Here is a 17276-nt window from a genome sequence, read left to right on the forward strand (position 1 = left end):
CGTGATGTTGACCAACTGGGCGGGCAACACCGCCTTCCGGGCGCGAGCCGTCCACCGTCCCGCCGGCCTCGACGAGCTGCGCGGCCTGGTGGCCGCCGGCGACCGGGTGCGGGCGCTGGGCAGCGGTCATTCCTTCAACGACGTCGCCGACACCACCGGCGACCTCGTCGTGCTCGACCGCATGCCCGCGACGATCGAGATCGACAGCGCGGCGCGCAAGGTCCGGGTCGCGGCCGGCACCACGTACGCGCGGCTGGCCCAGGCGCTGCACGCGGCCGGGTTCGCGCTGGAGAACCTGGCCTCGCTCCCGCACATCTCGGTCGGCGGCTCGGTCGCCACCGCCACGCACGGCTCCGGCGACGCCAACCGCTGCCTGGCCGCCGCCGTGTCCGGGCTGGAGCTGGTCACCGCCGACGGCTCGCTGCTGTCGCTGTCACGCGGGGACGACGACTTCGCCGGGGCGGTCGTCTCGCTGGGCGCGCTCGGCGTCGTCAGCACGCTGACGCTCGACCTCGTACCGGCCTTCGAGCTGCGCCAGTACGTCCGCGAGGGCCTGACGCCCGACGCCCTCGACGGATTCGACGACATCATGGCCAACGGCTACAGCGTCAGCCTGTTCACCGACTGGCGCGACACCCGGGTCTGGCTGAAGCGCCGCGAGGAGTTCACCGACGACTCCTGGTACGGCACCCGTCCCGCTCCCGGGCCCCGCCACCCGCTGGCCGGCATGCCCGCCGACGCCTGCACCACGCAGCTCGGCGTGCCGGGCCCCTGGCACGAGCGGCTGCCGCACTTCCGCCCCGACGCCCCGCCGAGCGGCGCCGGCGACGAGCTCCAGTCGGAGTTCCTGCTGCCCCGGGCGCACGCGGTCGAGGCGCTGCGCGAGCTGTACGCCGTCGGCGACCGCGTCCGACCGGCCCTGCGGGTCTCGGAGGTGCGCACGATCGCCGCCGACGACCTGTGGCTCAGCCCTTTCCGCGACCGCGACAGCGTGGGCGTGCACTTCACCTGGGTCAGGGATGTCGCCACCGTGCTCCCGGCGCTCGACCTGGTCGAGCGGACGCTCGCCCCCTTCGAGCCGCTGCCGCACTGGGGCAAGCTGTCCACCCGCCGGCCCGCCTGCCCCGACGACTTCCGCGAGCTGGTCCGGCGGCTGGACCCGGCGGGCAAGTTCGCCAACGACTTCGTCCGGCTACTGCTGGGGGAGTAGCGGCCCGCGCCGGGCATGCACCCGCCGTCGTAGCGGGCCACCGGTCCGGCGGACGATGTGCCCGCCGGCCCGGCGCGGCATCGTGGAGCGCATGACCGATCACCCGTTCAGATTCGGCGCCGTCGCCGGTTACGCGCCCAACGCCGAGGCATGGACCGGGCTGGCCCGCAGGGTCGAGAGCCTGGGCTTCGCCACCCTGCTCGTGCCCGACACGCTCGGGACGCTGTCGCCGTTCGCCGCCGCGGCCACGGCCGCCGCCGTCACCACGACGTTGCGCGTCGGCACGTACGTGGTCAGCGCACCGTACCGGACGCCCGAGACCGTCGCCTGGGAGACCGCCACCCTGCACACCCTCACCGGCGGACGCTTCGAGCTGGGGCTGGGCGCCGGCCGTCCCGGCGCCGAGCAGGACGCGGCGGCGCTCGGCGTGCCGTTCGGCACCCCGGCCGAACGCGTGGAACGCCTGGCCGCGACGATCGACGCGGTCAAGGACGTGCCGATCCTGGTCGCCGCGACCGGCGCCCGCGTGCTCGGGCTGGCCGCGCGCAAGGCCGACACGGTGGCGCTCGGCGTGCCGCCGCAGCACACCGAGGACCAGGTCGCGGCCAAGCTGGACGAGCTGTACGAGCTGGCCGGCGACCGCTTTCACGACCTGGAGCTCGGCATGAACCTGGTGGCCGCGGGCAGCGAGCCGCCCGCCTGGCTGGCCGGCCGCTTCGGCCCGCTCGGCCCCGACGCCACCGGCCTGCTCACCGGCACCCCCGACGAGATGGCCGAGACACTCCGGCGGCGCAGGGACCGCCTCGGCGTTTCGTACGTCACGGTGAACGCCCAGTTCATCGACGCTTTCGCGCCCGTCGTCGAACGCCTGGCCGGTACCTGACGCAACCTGACAGGTATGACCGGCACGATGGCCCCATGACCGCAAAGGGAACCTTCGACACCGCCGGCTGGGACGCCAAGCCGTCCTTCGACGACCGCGACGGCGTCACGCTCGGCCTCGTCAGCATGACCAAGACCTTCCACGGCGACCTGATCGGGACGAGCGTCGTCCACCTGATGGTGACCTCGACCCCGGTCGAGGACTCGCGCGCGTACGTGGCGCTCGAACGCGTCGAGGGCACCCTGGAGGGCCGGAAGGGCAGTTTCGTCGTGGCGCACCAGGCGATGAGCGACCGTGGGGAGCAGTCGCTCACCGTCACGGTCGTCCCCGATTCGGGCACCGGCGAACTGACCGGCCTCAGGGGAGGGATGACCATCACCATCGCCCCGGACGGCTCGCATTCCTACACGATGGACTACGAGCTCCGGGCGGAAGAATGACCCGGGACGAACGCCCGGGCGGATGAGGGGTGGAGCTATGGGGATTCGAACCCCAGACCTCCTCCATGCCATGGAGGCGCGCTACCAACTGCGCCATAGCCCCTTGCTGCGATCACAAGTGTATAGGACTTCGGGACCGGCGAAACACATGCGCGTACCAGGCATACGCACAGTCAAATCTTGCTACTCTCCGTGCCATGTCCAGCGTGCAGGCCGTCCCGTTGACCGCGCGGTGCGCGAAGATCCTCGCCGCTCATGAGCATGCCGTCGTCGAGGTCAGCGCGTTCGACGGGTTCTTCACCCTTCGGGCCATCCGCAGCCTGCTGGAGTGGGCGACCCGCACGTTCACCGGCGTCCACGTGCTCGTGCCGGGCGTCGAGCTGGCCGGCACGCTGGTCGCGCGCGGGGTGCCGTCCGGGGCGGCGCTGATCAAGGCGCGGTCGGCGGCCAACAACACGCGCAACCGGGTGATCCGGGTGCTCGAAGGCATGGGCGCGGCCAACGCCACCGTCTTCGACTGCGGCGAGCTGACCGGCAACCGCGCCTACCGGCGGTCCCGGCGGGAGCTGGAACGGCTGGCCGCCAAGGACGCGTCGTTCCGCGAGCGGTGCGTGGCGGCGGTGCTGCCGGTCGTCGGCGGCCAGGAGCTCACCCTCGAGCAGGCCGCGAACGCGCTGCCCTTCCTGCTGGCCTGGCTGCCGCTGGTGATGAACAGCCCGGCGATCCTGCGCACGGGCTCGTCGGTGTTCTGCCATCCGGAGCCCAGGCCGATGGTGGGGGAGCTCTACGCGGGCGCGCTGCCCGTCTCGCGCTCGCCCCACCAGGGCTTCGTGTCCTCCCGGCTGGCCCCCGACCCCGCCTGATCCCGCCGGGTGGTCAGTCGACCGAGCCGGCCTTGTCGATCAGGGTGACCAGCTCGGTGACCATCGGGTCCTCCGACGCCTGTGCCAGGCGCCCGGCGTGCTCGCGCAGGGTCGGCAGATCCAGGCCGAACGCCTTCCTGTCCCGCAGGTAGACCGCGAAGGCGGCGACCACCACGTCCACCTGCAGCCTGACCGGCGTCTTGGTCCAGATGGAGTCGTTCAGGTCGTCGGCGCGCAGCGACTTGCCGGCCTCGGCGGCCTCGCGGGTGTCGGGGTCCTGCCAGCGCACCGTCGCCTGGGCGAGCTGGCCCCGGGCGCCCGGCTTGAGGCGGAGGGCGTACAGGGCGGTGACCGAGTGGCCGGGGCCGATCTCGCCGCCGTCGCGGCTGTCGTCACGGAACTCCTCGGCCGACAACGCGCGGTTCTCGTACCCGATGAGCTGGTAGGTCTCCACGACCGAGGGGTTGAAGACGACCTGCGCCTTGGCGTCGCGCGCGCGTACCTCGATGTTGGCCGGGAGCTGGGTGGTGAAGACCTTGTCGGCCTCCTGCTCGGAGTCCACGTAGACGGCCATGCCGTCGCCGTTGTCGGCGAGCTGCTCCATCAGCTCGTCGCCGTAGTCGCGGCCGACGCCGACGGTGAGCAGCGTGACCTGCTTGCCCGCGTACTCCTTGACCTGCTCCACGATGGTCCGCCACTCGGTCTCCCCCTGGTTGGCCAGGCCGTCGGAGAGCAGGATGACCCGGTTCGTGGCGGCGGGCCGGAACGCCTGGGACGCCTCCCGGTACCCGGTCAGGACGCCGCTCTGCAGGTTCGTGCCGCCGGCGGTGTCCAGCTCGTCCACCGCCGCGTGGAGCTGGCTCCGGGCGGTGAGCGGCGTCATGGAGGCCAGCACCTCCGCCTCGTCGCTGAAGGCCACCAGCGACACCTGGTCGCCGGGCGCGAGCTGGTCGAGCAGCTTGTGCAGGGACGACTTGACCAGGTCGAGGCGGCCGGTCTCGGCCATCGAGCCGGAGACGTCGACCACGAACGTGAGGTTGGCCGGGCGGCGCGCGGCGGCGTCGGACGCGCGGGTCTGCAGGCCCACGCGGAGCACGGCCTCGTCGCGGCCGGGCAGCCGCGCGCCGTCCACGTGCACGGCGAAGCCGTCGTCGGTGGGCTGCGCGTAGTCCTGCCGGAAGGCGTTGACCCACTCCTCGGGGCGGATCTCGCCCGGCGCCGGCCAGCGTCCTTCCTGGAGCGTACGGCGGGCGTAGCCGTACGAGGCGGTGTCCACGTCCAGGGCGAAGGTGGAGATCTGCGCCTTGGTCGTGTCCTGCTCGGGTTCCTGGGCGCCGGTCGCGGACGCGCTCGGCGCGGGCCGACGCTGCGCGTCCGACAGCGGGGCCCGCGCCGCGCTGCCGGACGATCCGCCGGAGCCGCCGCACGCGGCGAGTCCGAGGAGCGCGGCGAGCCCGACGCTGATGGCTAAGGGACGAATGGCTAAGGGACGAAATCTCATCGCAACCACCTCCGCGTCCTATGACGGGGATTCGGGTGGCAGCGGCCGGGCCGGAGACGCAAGCGAGTACAAACCGCGATCGTCGCGTGATCATTTGTGACGAACAGGGATCAATGAGGTGGCAAGCGCGGGCGGTCGCGCCGGGCCTGGGAAGGCCGCCGTCGCCCGGCCGTTATCACCGGTGCGGCCGTCGCCCGGTCGTCATCACCAGTGAAGCAGGAGCAGCTCGGCGGAGAAGCCGGGGCCCAGCGCGATCAGCACGGCGGGGCGCCCGGGATGGCCGCGCGTCTCCTGGAGCACGTGCAGCACCGAGACCGACGACAGGTTCCCGTACGTCCGCAGCGACCGCCAGGTCACGTCCAGAGCCTTGGGGTCGAGGTCGAGGCTGTCCACGATCTTCTCGATGACCTTGGGGCCGCCGGGGTGGCAGATCCATGTCGGCACCTGGTCGGGGGTCAGGCCGTAGTCGGCCAGGAAGCCCCGGACGTCGTCGGCCAGCACCTGGTCCACGAAGTCGGTGAGGTCGGCGTCGAGCACGATGTGGAAGCCGTGGTCGCCCACCTCCCATCCCATCAGGTGCTCGGTGTCGGGGTAGAGCCTGCTGCGGGTGGCGACCACCTCGGGGCCCTTGCCGCGTCCGGTGCCCACGACGGCCGCCGCGCCGTCCCCGAACAGGCCGCTGGCGATCAGGTTCGCGATCGAGGTGTCGTCGCGCTGGATGGTCAGCGAGCACAGCTCCACGCAGACCAGCACGGCGGCCTGGTCGGGCCAGCCGCGCAGGTAGTCGTACAGGCGCGACAGGCCCGAGGCCCCGGCCGCGCAGCCGAGGCCGAACACGGGCACCCGCTTGACGTCGCCGCGCAACCCGAGGCGCTGGGCCAGCCTGGCGTCCAGGGAGGGGGTGGCCAGGCCGGTGGTCGAGCAGAACAGCAGGTGGTCGACCTTCCCCGGCGGCACGTCGGCCTTTTCGAGAGCGCCCCTCACGGCCTGTTCGCCCAGGTCGAGGGCGATCTCGATGAACATGGCGTTGGCCCGGGCGAAGGAGTCGAGCTTGGTGTAGCCGTCCAGCGGGAGCGCGAGGTTGCGGCCCACGACGCCGGTGGCCGCGTGGAAGTGCCGCAGCAGCTCCTCGTCGCAGTCCGTCAGACGGGAGAACGCTTCGGTGATCTCCGCCTGCTCGTAGCGGTGATCGGGGAAAACGGTCTCTACCCCCGAAATATGCATATATCACTCCTGCCGCAGGGAGGGGAGCGCTAACCTGCTGGCACCGGATATGGGCGGTTAATATGCGGATGTGCCGTTTCCGTCCACCGTCCGTCCGCTCCCGTCGCCCGCCCGTCTACCCACGGTCGCCGTGCTGGCCTTCGACGGGATGGCGCCGTTCGAGCTCGGGTGCGTCGTGGAGTTCTTCGGGCTGCCCCGGCCCGAGCTGGACGTCCCCTGGTACGACCTCAAGGTGTGCGCCGAGACGCCCGAGCCGCTGCGCGTGGTCGGCGGGTTCACCATGCAGGCCGCGCACGGGCTCGACGTCCTGGCCGGGGCCGGGACGGTGATCGTGCCCGGCGTCGCCGACGTCCGGGGCGAGGTCTCCGGCGAGCTGGTCGAGGCGCTGCGCCTGGCCCACGGCCGGGGCGCCCGGATGGTCTCGATCTGCTCCGGCGCGTTCGCGCTGGCCGCCGCCGGCCTCCTGGACGGCCGCGAGGCCACCACCCACTGGCGCTACGCCGACCTGCTCCAGCGTCGCCACCCCGCCGTCCGCGTCAACCCCTCGGTCCTGTACGTGGACGACGGCGACGTGCTGACCAGCGCGGGCAGCGCGGCCGGCCTCGACCTGCTGGTCCACCTGGTACGCACCGACCACGGTCCGAACGTGGCCAACGCGGTCGCCCGCCGCCTGGTCGTCCCGCCGCACCGGGAGGGCGGTCAGGCCCAGTTCATCGAGGCCGCCGTCACGCCCGTCACGGACGACGGCGGCGTGGCCAGGGCGATGGGATGGGCGCTGGAACACCTGGCCGAGCCGATCGGCGTGGCGGACCTGGCCGGGGTGGCACACATGTCGCAACGCTCGTTCATCAGGCATTTCAAGCGGCAGACCGGGACCAGCCCGCTGCGGTGGGTGATCTCGCAGCGGGTGGCGGCGAGCCTGTCGATGCTGGAGTCGACGGCGGCGCCGGTGGAGGAGATCGGGGCGGCGGTCGGGTTCGAGAGCCCGGCGACGTTCCGGCACCACTTCACGCGGGCCATGCGCACCTCGCCCTCCGCCTACCGCCGCACCTTCGGCCCCTCACCTGGCAGGTCCGCCGCCGTCAGCGGGTGACGGGCGGGTTGAAGCGGTGGAGGCCCGGCGCGGTCCACCCCGCGCCGACCGTGCCGTCCACCTCCGTGTACGCGGTCAGCTCGAACCGCACCGACCGCTGCTCCGCGCTCCAGTCCACCTCCGCCCGCCCGGTCAGGTGGAGGGTGCGGCCGCGTTCCCAGTCGACGAACAGCAGCCCGGCGGCGGGGTCCAGCTCCAGGTTGCCGAGCGTCATGTACATCGAGTTGCCGGTGTAGTCGGGGAACTCCAGCGATCCCGGCCCGGTGACCCGGACGAACCCCGGGTTGCCGCCTCGGTGCGAGACGTCGGCGCCCAGGCCCTCGGCGCGGGTGGCGATGAAGAACGTGTCGGCGGCGCCGATCCACTCGGCGTGGTGCGGCGCGAACGCCGTCCCGCCGCCGACGACCTCGGGGAGGCCCGGCGCGGCGGTGGGCTCGCGGGTCTGGATGTACTTGGGGCAGTTGGAGTACACCTGCTCCGTCCAGATCACCAGGCCGTCCCCTGCCTGTACGGCGGTGCCGTTCACGCGCATCCGGCGCCGGGTGTGCGGCTCGATGGCCAGCAGCCCGATGTCGCGTTCCGCCGTGAACAGGTCCCGCAGGGGCGCCGAGGGCAGCGCCCGGACGGTGATCGTGCGGTCGTCGTCGGCGTCGGCGAACCCGGGCGGGCCGGTCAGCACGTCGGCCCACACCCGGCCGAGATCGTCGGCCGCGCCCGCCACCAGCAGGTGCTGGGCCCGCAGGAACGCGGCGGCCACCTCGGGGATCTCCGGACGGGTGCGCGAGCTGCCGAAAGCGCCCGGCGTCCGCATCCCGGCCCGCGCCTGGACGGCGATCTCCCCTGGATGTCTCATTTAGAAGAATCCGCAGGTCGGGGCGCCGGCACTGGGGGCGGGACGGTCACCGGCGGCGCCGGGTGCGGAGATCTCCAGCCGGATGCCGTCGGGGTCCTCGAAGAACACGCCGCCTGAGGTGGCGCCTTCGCCGTGGGGGACCACGCCGCCGTGGTGCAGCGTCGCGCCGATCTCCCGCACGACCTGCTCGGCCCTGCGCACCGCGGCGAGGTCCTCGACCTGGAAGGACAGGTGGTGCAGGCCGGGCAGGGCGGTGGGGAAGCGGCCGTCGCTCTGCTGCCAGAGCGTCACCACGAGCTTGCCGTCCTGGGCGAGGAGGGCGTAGCGGCGGCCGTCCTCCTGGGACTCGCTCGCGACGGTGAAGCCGAAGACGCGGCCGTAGAACTCCTTGGACCTGTCGAGGTCGGTGACATTGAGCCCGACGTGCCCGGTCTGGAATGACATACGACTCTCCTCGTCTAACGCCTGCGCGGCTGTTTTGCCGTTAGAAAACAATATAACGGCAAAACCGGCTCAGTGGCGTTAGATGAGGCTATTTCTTGTGCTCCCGGTAGTGGCGGGCCGCCCGCGCGCGGTTGCCGCAGGCCTGCGAGCACCACTCCTGGCGCGCGTGCTCCTTGACGAAATAGAGCACGCAGCGCGGAGCTCCGCAGGTGCGCAGCAGGGTGTGGTCGGGCCCGGCCAGGAACTCCACGGTCGCGACGGCCAGCCGCCCCCGCAGGCGCGTGGACGGGTTCGCCTTCACGGCCGGGACCAGGGTCAGCGACGGCTCGCCGGTCCACGACAGCTGCGGAGCGGTGGGGGCGGCCAGGGCGGTCGCGTTCACCAGGGCCAGCGACTCGGCGAAGCCCGGCAGGCGGTCGGCGTCCGCGACGCTCGGCGGGTCGGGGGCGACCGCCCTGGCCAGGAGTGCCCTGACGGCCTGGCGCAGCCGTACGGTCTGCTCGCGCAGCTCCTCCGTGGCGGTGAAGTCGGGCGGGACGCCCAGGTCGGCCGCGTGCTCGCGGACCCATTCGGTCATCGCACCGGCGTCGCGCAGCCGGTCGACGGGGCCCGAGCGGTCGGCCCTGACCGTACCGGCGAACTCCATGGTCAGGATGGTGGACATGCCTCCAATCTAACGCCGGCCAGCGCCTTTTGCCGTTAGTAAAAAAATGCTGATTCAGAAAGATTGCGTACTCCGCAAAAGTGCGTATTCTGAAAGAGTGAGCGGACTGAGGGAACGGAAGAAGCAGGCGACCCGCGAGGCGCTGATGGACGCGGCGCTCCGGCTGGCGTTGGAGCGCGGGCTGGAGAACGTCCGGGTGGAGGACGTCGCCGACCTGGTCGGCGTGTCGCCACGCACGTTCAACAACTACTTCTCCAGCAAGTACGAGGCCCTCGCCGCCCGCCACACCGACCGCGTCCGGCGGACGGTGGCCGTGCTGCGCGCCCGTCCGGCGGCCGAGCCGCTGTGGGAGGCGCTGGTCGCGGCGGTCGCCGAGCCGTGGGAGCAGGCCATGGCCAGCCCCGCGCCGCCCGACGGCGACCGGCTGGCCCTCACCCGCCTGCTGGCCGGCGAGCCCGCCTTGCGCGCCGAGGCGCTCAAGGCCCAGTTCGCGGCCGACGGCGAGCTGGCCGCGGCCGTGGCCGAGCGCACGGGCGCCGACGCGCGCCGCGACCTCTACCCGCACCTGGTGGCGGCCACGGTGAGCGCCGCCGTGCAGGTCGCCGTCGGCCACTGGCTGCGCTCCGATCCGCCCGTCCCGCTGGTGCCGCTGCTGCGCGAGGCCCTGGGCTGCCTGGCCGCCGGACTGCCCGCCCCCTGCCCCTCGCCTGAAGGAGAGACCTCGTGACCCGACAAGAGCTCACGACCGTCGACGTCGTCGTCGCCGGCGGCGGCCCCAACGGCCTGATGCTGGCCTGCGAGCTCGGCCTGGCCGGAGTGCGGCCCGTCGTGCTCGAACGCCTGCCCGTCCGCAGCGACCAGCCCAAGGCCAACGGCATCATCGGCCAGGTCGTCGGCCTGCTGCACCAGCGCGGCCTCACCACGGCGCCCGCGCCCGTGCCCGCGTTCGTCTTCGGCGCCATGCCGTTCCACCTGGCCGGGCTCGACGGCAATCCGCTGCGCGCCCTCGGCGTCCGGCAGCCCGAGCTGGAGGAGCTGTTCGAGCGGCGGGCCGTCGAGCTGGACGCGGAGATCCGGCGCGGCCACGAGCTGACCGGTTTCGAGCAGGACGGCGAGGGCGTCACGCTCTCGGTGTCGGGCCCCGAAGGCCCCTACGAGCTGCGTACGCGCTACCTGGTGGGCTGCGACGGCGCCCACAGCCTGGTCAGGAGGCGGTCCGGCATCGGCTTCCCGGGGGTGCGCGCGGCCGACGTCGTCAGCCGTACGGCCCACGTCACCGTGCCGGGAGCGGTCGTGAGCCCCGGCACGGTCGAGATGGACGTGCCCGGCCACGGCACGTTCGTGCTCTACACCTGGCACCGGACCGAGCGCGGCGCGTACGCGATGTTGCCCGCGGGGCCGGGCGTGCTCTCGGTCACCTCGATGGAGTGGGGCGGCGAGATCCCCGGCGACGACGAGCCGATGACCATCGGCGAGCTGCGTGCGAGCCTGGCCCGCGTGCTCGGGGCCGACCTCCCGCTCGGCCCGCCCACCGGCGAGGGCCCCCACCTGCTCAGGCGCCTGAACGGCCGCGAGACCCGGGTGGCCGACCGCTACCGGGCGGGCCGCGTCTTCGTGGCGGGCGACGCCGCCCACGTGCACTCCGCCATGGGCGCTCCCGGTCTCAACCTCGGCCTCCAGGACGCCGCCAACCTGGCCTGGAAGCTGGCCGCCGAGCTCCAGGGCTGGGCGCCGGCCGGGCTGCTCGACACCTACGACGCCGAGCGCAGGCCCGCCGCCGAGCGGGTGGCCATGCACTCCAGCGCCCAGCTCGCCCTGGCCGCGCCGGGCCCGGACGTGACGGCCCTGCGCGAGCTGTTCGCCGAGCTGCTGGGCGACGACGCCAACCGGCGGCGCTTCGCCGCGCTCCTGGCGGGCTCCGACCTGCCTTACCCGACGCCCGGCGACGGGCATCCGCTGGCCGGCCGGTTCCTGGCCGACCTGCCGCCGGAGCCCGCCTCCCGGGCCCGGCCGCTGCTGCTCGACCGCACCGGCGAGCTGCGCGTACGCCACGAGCGGGTCGAGACGGTCACCGTGCCGTCGTGCCCGGCAGAGGCCGTGCTGGTGCGCCCCGACGGCTACGTGGCCTGGGCCGGCACGCCGGACGAGACGCTGACGCGGGCGCTAGAGACGTGGTTCGGCAAGGGTGTCGAGATGACGGCGTAGGCAGCGGCGCATCAGCGCGGGCGTCATCCGCTCGGGGTGCAGCACGCCCTCGACCGTGAGCCCGTCGATCAGCGCGCACAGCCGTTCGGTCTCCACCTCGGCGTCGCCCAGGCCGCCGTGCGCGGCGATGCCCTCGACGATGCGGCCGACCAGCCGGCGCATGCCGTCGTACGCCTCGCGGGCCAGGGGACGCAGCTCGGGCCGGGTGCGCGCGGCCGTCGTGAAGGCCAGCCAGACGGCCGCCTCCTCCAGGCGCGGCTCGTCCAGCGGCAGCAGCTCCGACAACATCAGCTCGACCCGCTCGGCCCGCTCCTCGCCGTCCTGCGCGGCGAGCAGCGGGCCGACGCGTTCCTCCAGGCGCGCGCCGACCCGCTCGATCGAGGCGCGCATCGCGAAGGTCATCAGCTCGGTGTGCCCGGCGAAGTAGTGGCGCACCGAGCCGATGGCCAGCCCGGCCTCCTCCGCCACGTTGCGCAGCGACGCCTGCTCGAACCCGGCGCGGCGCACGACCTGGAACACGGCGTCGGCCACCTCGTCGCGGCGGGCCTCGGGATCGACGACTTTCGGCATGTTGTCCTTTATAGCACGCCCCTGCTACTTTATTTAGCATGGACGTGCTACTAATCGCCGCGCTCGTCGTCTACGCCGTCGCCAGGCGCATGATCGGCCAGCCGCTCATCGCCAAGGACGTGTACGCGCCGCCGGTCATCCTCATCGGCATCGGCCTCCACGGCCTGCTCGACGTGCACCCGACCGTTCTCGACGTCACGTGGCTGGCGGTCACCGCCCTGATCGGCGTGGCCTTCGGCGCACTCAGGGCGGCCACCACGCAGGTGTTCCCCAAGGACGGCGTGCTCTGGCAGCGTTACACCTGGAAGACGCTGGTCGTGTGGGCCGTGACGTTCGCGATCAGCTTCGGCGTGGGCGCGCTGGCGCTGGCCGCCGGCATGCACGAGGAGGTCAGGTCGATCCCGCTGTCGATCGGCGTCGGCCTGCTCGGGGAGGCCCTGGTGATCCTGGCCGGATCGCGGACGGCGGGCGTGCCGTTCAGGCGCTAGTCTGCGGTCAGAACAACATTCTGTGCACGAGGAGAGCCATGCCGGACAACCTCATCTTCCGCCTGCCGCCGACGTTCGAGACGATCGAGGAGGAGCGGCGGCACCGCAAGGAGCGGCTCGCGGCGGCGCTGCGCATCTTCGGCAGGTTCGGGTTCGAGGAGGGTGTGGCCGGGCACATCACCGCCCGCGACCCCGAGCTGAGCGACCACTTCTGGGTCAACCCGTTCGGCATGTCGTTCAAGCACGTCAGGGTCAGCGACCTCATCCTCGTCAACCACGAGGGCCAGGTCGTCGAGGGCCGCTACCACGTCAACGAGGCCGCCTTCGCCATCCACTCCCAGGTGCACCAGGCCCGTCCCGGCGTGGTCGCGGCCGCCCACAGCCACTCCGTCCACGGCCGCGCCCTGTCGGCGCTCGGCCAGACCATCGAGCCCATCACCCAGGACGCCTGCGCCTTCTACCAGGACAACGCGCTGTTCGACGACTACACGGGCGTCGTCACCGACCTGGAGGAGGGCAAGCGCATCGCCGCCACCCTGGGCGGCAACAAGGCCCTCGTGCTGCGCAACCACGGCCTGCTGACCGTCGGCGACACGGTGGACGCGGCCGCCTGGTGGTTCATCACCATGGAACGCTCGGCGCAGGTGCAGCTCCTCGCCAAGGCCGCCGGGCAGGTCGTGCCCATCGAGCCCGACAACGCCGCCCTCACCCACCAGCAGATCGGCAACGACCTGGTCGGCTGGATCAACTACCAGCCGTTGCACGACCAGATCGTGCGCGAGCAGCCCGACCTGTTCGAGTAGGCCGTCCCGCGCCTTCCCGGCGAGCGGCTCAGGAGCGGCGGAAGGTGTGCCGGTAGGTCAGCGGCGCGACGCCCACGGCCGCGTGCAGGTGCTGGCGGAGCGAGACCGCCGTGCCGAAGCCGGAGCGCCTGGCCACGTCCTCCACGCCGAGGTCGGTGGTCTCCAGCAGGCGCCTGGCGTGGCCGACGCGGTGGCCGGTCAGCCATTTGGCCGGGCTCATCCCGGTCTCCTCGCGAAAGCGCCTGGTGAAGGTGCGCACGCTCATCCTGGCGTGGCCGGCCAGCGCGTTGAGGTCGAGCGGGGCGTCGAGGTGGGCCAGCATCCAGTCGCGGGTCGCGGCGGTGCCGCCGGCGTCGTCGTGCGGCAGGGGACGCTCGATGTACTGCGCCTGGCCGCCGTCCCGCCAGGGTGGCATCACACAGCGGCGGGCGGTCCGGTTGGCCACCTCCGCGCCGTGGTCGCGCTTGATCACGTACAGGCACAGGTCGAGGCCCGCCGCGACGCCGGCCGAGGTCAGCACGTCGCCGTCGTCCACGAACAGCACGTCGGGGTCCAGCTTGACCAGCGGGAACAGGGTGGCGAACCGGGCCGCCTCGCGCCAGTGCGTGGTGGCCGGGCGGCCGTCCAGCAGGCCCGCCGCCGCCAGGACGAACGCGCCCGTGCAGATCGACATGACGCGCGGGCGGTCCTGAAGGGCCGCGCGCAAGGTGGCGGTGATCGTGCCGTCCTTCATCGCCCGGCCCCCGTGGATGCCCGGGACCAGCACCGTGTCGGCCGTGTCGAGCACGTCGAGGTCGTGGTCGGGCAGCACGGTGTAGCCGGCCGTGCAGCGGACCGGCTCGCGGTCGGGGGAGCAGGTCACGACCTCGTAGAGCTTCTCGCCGTCCGGCGTCTCGGCCGACTGGAAGACCTGGCCGGGCACGCCGAGGTCGAGCGGGGCGAAGTTGTTCAGCACGACGACCGCGACTCGGTGGGCCATGGCCTGATTCTTGCACATATTGGCTTTCGGGCCACTCGCGCCACTAAATGCCTGTAAATCAGGATTGGCGCATGACGTTGAGCACCACCCCCACCCCCACGCGGACCCCCAGGATCCACCGCGCCTGGTGGGTCGCGGCCGTGGCCTTCGTGGCCATCCTCGGCGCGGCCGGCTTCCGCGCCACCCCCGGCGTGCTGATCACCCCGCTGCACGAGGAGTTCGGCTGGAGCACGGGCACGATCTCGCTCGCCGTGTCGATCAACCTGGTGCTCTACGGGATGACCGCCCCCTTCGCCGCCGCGCTGATGGACCGCTTCGGCATGCGCCGCGTGGTGTCGCTGGCGCTGCTGCTGGTCGCGGTCGGCAGCGGGCTCACCGTGATCATGACGGCGAGCTGGCACCTGCTGCTGTTCTGGGGCGTGTTCATCGGGCTCGGCACCGGGTCGATGGCGCTGGTGTTCGCCGCCACGGTGACCGACCGCTGGTTCGTCCGGCACCGGGGGCTCGTCACCGGCATCCTGACCGCGGCGGGCGCGACGGGGCAGCTGATCTTCCTGCCGGTGCTGGCCCAGCTCGCCGAGGGGCCGGGCTGGCGGGCCGCGTCCCTGACGGTGGCCGCCGCCGCGCTGGCGGTGGTGCCGTTCGTCTGGTGGCTGCTGCGCGACCACCCCGAGGAGGTGGGCACGACGGCTCTCGGCGCCGAGGCGGACGCCGTACGGACGAGGCCGGCCGCCGGGAACGCGGCGGCGCGGGCGCTGACGGTGCTGCGCTCGGCCGCGCGCACGCGCGCCTTCTGGTTCCTCGCCGGCGGCTTCGCGATCTGCGGCATGAGCACGAACGGCCTGGTCGGCACCCACTTCATCCCCGCCGCGCACGACCACGGCATGGCCGAGCCGGTCGCCGCCGGGCTGCTCGCGATCATCGGCGTCTTCGACATCGTCGGGACGGTCGCCTCCGGCTGGCTCAGCGACAAGATCAACCCCAAGCTGCTGCTCGGCGTCTACTACGGCCTGCGCGGCCTGTCCCTGATGCTGCTGCCCGGCCTGTTCGCGGCCACCACCGAGCCCAGCATGCTGATCTTCATCGTGTTCTACGGCCTGGACTGGGTGGCCACCGTGCCCCCCACCGTCGCCCTGTGCCGCCGGATCTACGGCCAGGACGGCGCCGTCGTGTTCGGCTGGGTGTTCGCCTCGCACCAGGTGGGCGCCGCGATCGCCGCCGTGGGCGCGGGCCTGACCCGCGACCGGCTCGGCGCCTACGACCTGGCCTGGTACGCCGCCGGCGCCCTCTGCCTCCTGGCCGCGGGAATGTCCCTGGCCATCCGGCATGCTAGACGGTGATGAACGAGACCGAACTGATGGTCCTCCCCCTCGTGGTCAGGATCGAGAGGGCCGCTCCCCCCGAGCGCACCGACGCGCTGGAGGCCGCCGCCATGGCCGTGCTGAGCCTGCTGGACGACCCGGGGGAGTGGGCCGCCGAGCTGCACGCCTGGCAGTCCACCGGCAAGATCCGCAAGGTGGTGCGCCGCGCCAGGGGCGCCGAGTGGCGCAGAGCCGCCGCGCTGCCCGGCCGCACGATCGAGCACCGCACGGCGGAGGTGCGGGTGCACCCGCCCGTCCCGCTCGACGCCTGGCCCAAGGATCTGGCCCGGCTCCAGGTGGGCGGCACCGAGCTGAGTGACACGGCCGAGCCCGGCGAACCGTCCGGCCCGCCGGTCCTGTGGGAGAACCCCAGGCTGACCATGTCGGCGGGCAAGGCCATGGCCCAGGCCGGGCACGCCGCGCAGCTCGCCTGGTGGGCCAGCGACGAGGCCGAGCGGGCCACCTGGCGGGCGGACGGCCTGGCGGTCTCCGTGCGCGCCGCGCCGGACCGGGACGACTTCGACGCCAAGGTGGCCGCCGGGCTGCCCGTGGTGCGCGACGCCGGGTTCACCGAGATCGAGCCCGGTTCGTGCACGTTCGTCGCCGAGGCGCCCTGGCTCCTCGGACGGGTGGCTAGATCGTGAAGATGTCGGCCAGCACGCCGCCCGCCGGGGTGATCCGGGCGGGCGACGGGCTGTCGTAGACGACCATGAGCCGGCCGTCGGGCAGCACGGCCAGCCCTTCCGGGTGGTCGTCGCCGATGCCGTAGGGCAGCTCCAGGACGGTCTCCAGGTCGTGTGCGGGCACGAGCCCGCCGCCCTGCCGTTCCCGCCAGCGCACGACCCGAACGGGGCCGTCCAGGCTCATGGTGGGGCCGGTGAGCAGCAGCAGGTCGCCGCCGTGCGGGCACATGTCCCGCACGCCCAGCCCGCCGAGGTCGAGGAAGTGCTTGCGGTACGGCCCGTCGAGCCGTAACCGGCCGCCGCCGTCGTCCACGGGCCGGATCTCCAGCACCACCGCCCAGCCGCGCAGCACCGGCCCGCGCAGCCCCAGGTAGACCCGCTCGCCCACGACCGCGATGCCCTCGATGTCGAGCCCGTTGTCCTTGCCCGGCAGCGCCAGGAACGGCGCCAGATGGCGGTCGTCGGCCAGCATGGCGGCGACGTTGCGTCCGCCGGACAGGATCGCGCCGGGCAGCGGCCGTTCGCCGGTCTCGTCGAGCGGCAGGCGGACCAGGATGAACCGGTTCTCCTCGCGGACGACCGTGCCCAGCCTTCTGATCGACTTCTCCGGCTCGCCCGGCTTGGCCTTGCGGCGTTTGAGGCTGTGCGAGCCGACCGCCCACAGGTGGCCGTCGGCCCTGGCCAGGCCCTCGATGTCGGCCTCGTCGAAGCGCCCGGTCGGCAGCTCGACGTAGTCGGCCAGGGCGAACGAGCGCTCGTCGCCGAAGTGGTCGCCGGTCCAGGTGAGACGTTCGACGGTGGCGGTCTCGTCGCCGGCCACCCACAGGCCCGTCGGCTCCCACCTGACCGCCGAGAGGTTCGTGTGCGTCTGGGCGAACCGGGAGTCCTCGCCGAACCGCAGTTCCACCTGTTCCACCCCGCCATGATTGCACTTCGGTCGCTTCACACACGCAATGGCGGGATATGTCGTACGCTCCCGTCGTGCTCCATGGGGAAGATGAGACCGAGGGTT

At 72.7% G+C, this 17276-nt stretch carries 19 protein-coding genes and 1 tRNA gene; 11 read left to right on the forward strand and 9 right to left on the reverse strand.

Annotated elements, in window-relative coordinates; genetic code table 11:
* Positions 1-4 precede the first annotated feature (4 nt).
* The 3 genes from ACIA8R_RS36290 to ACIA8R_RS36300 all read left to right on the forward strand — a co-directional run bounded on the left by ACIA8R_RS36290 (position 5) and on the right by ACIA8R_RS36300 (position 2533).
* Entirely contained in the window at positions 5-1210 is a 1206-nt protein-coding gene (locus tag ACIA8R_RS36290) for an FAD-binding protein (protein ID WP_397042389.1), read from the forward strand.
* Positions 1211-1301: 91 nt separating this feature from the next.
* Positions 1302-2093: an LLM class flavin-dependent oxidoreductase gene (locus ACIA8R_RS36295; RefSeq protein WP_357698795.1), complete on the forward strand. Its 792-nt coding sequence runs from the start codon at positions 1302-1304 to the stop codon at positions 2091-2093.
* Positions 2094-2128: 35 nt separating this feature from the next.
* Positions 2129-2533: a DUF3224 domain-containing protein gene (locus tag ACIA8R_RS36300; RefSeq protein ID WP_397042264.1), complete on the forward strand. Its 405-nt coding sequence runs from the start codon at positions 2129-2131 to the stop codon at positions 2531-2533.
* 30 nt (positions 2534-2563) lie between these two features.
* Here the strand turns inward: ACIA8R_RS36300 and ACIA8R_RS36305 are convergent.
* Positions 2564-2636 (reverse strand) — tRNA-Ala (locus tag ACIA8R_RS36305).
* A gap of 94 nt (positions 2637-2730) precedes the next feature.
* Here ACIA8R_RS36305 and ACIA8R_RS36310 point away from each other — a divergent pair.
* Positions 2731-3396, forward strand: coding sequence for a tRNA-dependent cyclodipeptide synthase (locus ACIA8R_RS36310; RefSeq protein ID WP_397042265.1), 666 nt, complete (start codon positions 2731-2733; stop codon positions 3394-3396).
* A 13-nt stretch (positions 3397-3409) separates the two neighbouring features.
* Here the strand turns inward: ACIA8R_RS36310 and ACIA8R_RS36315 are convergent, their stop codons facing one another.
* Together ACIA8R_RS36315 and ACIA8R_RS36320 are read right to left on the reverse strand one after the other, a co-directional pair.
* Positions 3410-4897 carry a von Willebrand factor type A domain-containing protein gene (locus ACIA8R_RS36315; RefSeq protein WP_397042266.1) on the reverse strand — a complete coding sequence of 496 codons (1488 nt, stop codon included), beginning with the start codon at positions 4895-4897 and terminating at the stop codon, positions 3410-3412.
* Positions 4898-5101: 204 nt separating this feature from the next.
* On the reverse strand, positions 5102-6121 hold the full coding sequence (locus tag ACIA8R_RS36320; protein ID WP_397042267.1) for a type III polyketide synthase: 1020 nt from the start codon (positions 6119-6121) through the stop codon (positions 5102-5104).
* A 70-nt stretch (positions 6122-6191) separates the two neighbouring features.
* Here ACIA8R_RS36320 and ACIA8R_RS36325 point away from each other — a divergent pair, with 70 nt between their 5' ends.
* Positions 6192-7214, forward strand: a complete 1023-nt coding sequence (locus ACIA8R_RS36325) for a helix-turn-helix domain-containing protein (RefSeq protein ID WP_364090906.1) — start codon at positions 6192-6194, stop codon at positions 7212-7214.
* Here the strand turns inward: ACIA8R_RS36325 and ACIA8R_RS36330 are convergent.
* The 3 genes from ACIA8R_RS36330 to ACIA8R_RS36340 form a co-directional block, all read right to left on the reverse strand.
* Entirely contained in the window at positions 7204-8067 is an 864-nt protein-coding gene (locus ACIA8R_RS36330; protein WP_397042268.1) for a pyridoxamine 5'-phosphate oxidase family protein, read from the reverse strand. The two genes, ACIA8R_RS36325 and ACIA8R_RS36330, sit on opposite strands and share 11 nt — an antisense overlap.
* The gene (locus ACIA8R_RS36335) at positions 8068-8511 is read right to left on the reverse strand and encodes a VOC family protein (RefSeq protein ID WP_364090900.1); all 444 of its coding nucleotides are present in this window, start codon (positions 8509-8511) and stop codon (positions 8068-8070) included. It lies immediately after the preceding gene.
* 88 nt (positions 8512-8599) lie between these two features.
* Positions 8600-9175, reverse strand: coding sequence for a CGNR zinc finger domain-containing protein (locus tag ACIA8R_RS36340; RefSeq protein WP_397042269.1), 576 nt, complete (start codon positions 9173-9175; stop codon positions 8600-8602).
* Between the two features lie 97 nt (positions 9176-9272).
* On the opposite strand from ACIA8R_RS36340, the gene ACIA8R_RS36345 reads away from it, so the two are divergent.
* The gene (locus tag ACIA8R_RS36345; protein WP_364090894.1) at positions 9273-9902 is read left to right on the forward strand and encodes a TetR family transcriptional regulator; all 630 of its coding nucleotides are present in this window, start codon (positions 9273-9275) and stop codon (positions 9900-9902) included.
* Positions 9899-11380, forward strand: coding sequence for an FAD-dependent monooxygenase (locus ACIA8R_RS36350; protein WP_397042270.1), 1482 nt, complete (start codon positions 9899-9901; stop codon positions 11378-11380). The genes ACIA8R_RS36345 and ACIA8R_RS36350 overlap by 4 nt, the downstream gene beginning before the upstream one ends.
* Here ACIA8R_RS36350 and ACIA8R_RS36355 read toward each other — a convergent pair.
* A complete protein-coding gene (locus ACIA8R_RS36355; protein WP_397042271.1) occupies positions 11339-11950 on the reverse strand; it encodes a TetR/AcrR family transcriptional regulator in 612 nt (203 codons plus the stop codon). The genes ACIA8R_RS36350 and ACIA8R_RS36355 overlap by 42 nt on opposite strands.
* A 38-nt stretch (positions 11951-11988) precedes the next feature.
* On the opposite strand from ACIA8R_RS36355, the gene ACIA8R_RS36360 reads away from it, so the two are divergent.
* Positions 11989-12438 (forward strand): hypothetical protein, encoded by a 450-nt coding sequence (locus ACIA8R_RS36360; RefSeq protein WP_397042272.1) that lies wholly within the window; start codon positions 11989-11991, stop codon positions 12436-12438.
* A 38-nt stretch (positions 12439-12476) separates the two neighbouring features.
* A complete protein-coding gene (locus tag ACIA8R_RS36365; protein ID WP_364090885.1) occupies positions 12477-13241 on the forward strand; it encodes a class II aldolase/adducin family protein in 765 nt (254 codons plus the stop codon).
* Between the two features lie 28 nt (positions 13242-13269).
* On the opposite strand, the gene ACIA8R_RS36370 is transcribed toward ACIA8R_RS36365, so the two are convergent.
* The gene (locus ACIA8R_RS36370; protein ID WP_357698762.1) at positions 13270-14220 is read right to left on the reverse strand and encodes a DJ-1/PfpI family protein; all 951 of its coding nucleotides are present in this window, start codon (positions 14218-14220) and stop codon (positions 13270-13272) included.
* A gap of 71 nt (positions 14221-14291) precedes the next feature.
* Here ACIA8R_RS36370 and ACIA8R_RS36375 point away from each other — a divergent pair, with 71 nt between their 5' ends.
* Both ACIA8R_RS36375 and ACIA8R_RS36380 read left to right on the forward strand, forming a co-directional pair.
* Positions 14292-15560, forward strand: coding sequence for an MFS transporter (locus ACIA8R_RS36375; RefSeq protein ID WP_397042273.1), 1269 nt, complete (start codon positions 14292-14294; stop codon positions 15558-15560).
* Entirely contained in the window at positions 15560-16225 is a 666-nt protein-coding gene (locus ACIA8R_RS36380) for a peptidyl-tRNA hydrolase (protein ID WP_397042274.1), read from the forward strand. Before ACIA8R_RS36375 ends, ACIA8R_RS36380 begins: the two co-directional genes overlap by 1 nt.
* Here ACIA8R_RS36380 and ACIA8R_RS36385 read toward each other — a convergent pair.
* Positions 16215-17180, reverse strand: a complete 966-nt coding sequence (locus tag ACIA8R_RS36385; RefSeq protein WP_397042275.1) for a DUF3616 domain-containing protein — start codon at positions 17178-17180, stop codon at positions 16215-16217. The genes ACIA8R_RS36380 and ACIA8R_RS36385 overlap by 11 nt on opposite strands.
* Positions 17181-17276 lie beyond the last annotated feature (96 nt).

The organism is Nonomuraea sp. NPDC051191, from assembly GCF_044455665.1.
Classification (GTDB): Bacteria; Actinomycetota; Actinomycetes; order Streptosporangiales; family Streptosporangiaceae; genus Nonomuraea.

What these genes read in the sequence shown, in the direction of transcription:
- ACIA8R_RS36315 (WP_397042266.1), bottom strand. Translation starts at nt 4,897, where the DNA reads ATGAGATTTCGTCCCTTAGCCATTCGTCCCTTAGCCATCAGCGTCGGG.
- ACIA8R_RS36295 (WP_357698795.1), top strand. Translation starts at nt 1,302, where the DNA reads ATGACCGATCACCCGTTCAGATTCGGCGCCGTCGCCGGTTACGCGCCC.
- ACIA8R_RS36370 (WP_357698762.1), bottom strand. Translation starts at nt 14,220, where the DNA reads ATGGCCCACCGAGTCGCGGTCGTCGTGCTGAACAACTTCGCCCCGCTC.
- ACIA8R_RS36335 (WP_364090900.1), bottom strand. Translation starts at nt 8,511, where the DNA reads ATGTCATTCCAGACCGGGCACGTCGGGCTCAATGTCACCGACCTCGAC.
- ACIA8R_RS36300 (WP_397042264.1), top strand. Translation starts at nt 2,129, where the DNA reads ATGACCGCAAAGGGAACCTTCGACACCGCCGGCTGGGACGCCAAGCCG.
- ACIA8R_RS36290 (WP_397042389.1), top strand. Translation starts at nt 5, where the DNA reads ATGTTGACCAACTGGGCGGGCAACACCGCCTTCCGGGCGCGAGCCGTC.
- ACIA8R_RS36310 (WP_397042265.1), top strand. Translation starts at nt 2,731, where the DNA reads ATGTCCAGCGTGCAGGCCGTCCCGTTGACCGCGCGGTGCGCGAAGATC.
- ACIA8R_RS36360 (WP_397042272.1), top strand. Translation starts at nt 11,989, where the DNA reads ATGGACGTGCTACTAATCGCCGCGCTCGTCGTCTACGCCGTCGCCAGG.
- ACIA8R_RS36365 (WP_364090885.1), top strand. Translation starts at nt 12,477, where the DNA reads ATGCCGGACAACCTCATCTTCCGCCTGCCGCCGACGTTCGAGACGATC.
- ACIA8R_RS36375 (WP_397042273.1), top strand. Translation starts at nt 14,292, where the DNA reads ATGACGTTGAGCACCACCCCCACCCCCACGCGGACCCCCAGGATCCAC.
- ACIA8R_RS36340 (WP_397042269.1), bottom strand. Translation starts at nt 9,175, where the DNA reads ATGTCCACCATCCTGACCATGGAGTTCGCCGGTACGGTCAGGGCCGAC.
- ACIA8R_RS36355 (WP_397042271.1), bottom strand. Translation starts at nt 11,950, where the DNA reads ATGCCGAAAGTCGTCGATCCCGAGGCCCGCCGCGACGAGGTGGCCGAC.
- ACIA8R_RS36320 (WP_397042267.1), bottom strand. Translation starts at nt 6,121, where the DNA reads ATGCATATTTCGGGGGTAGAGACCGTTTTCCCCGATCACCGCTACGAG.
- ACIA8R_RS36330 (WP_397042268.1), bottom strand. Translation starts at nt 8,067, where the DNA reads ATGAGACATCCAGGGGAGATCGCCGTCCAGGCGCGGGCCGGGATGCGG.
- ACIA8R_RS36380 (WP_397042274.1), top strand. Translation starts at nt 15,560, where the DNA reads ATGAACGAGACCGAACTGATGGTCCTCCCCCTCGTGGTCAGGATCGAG.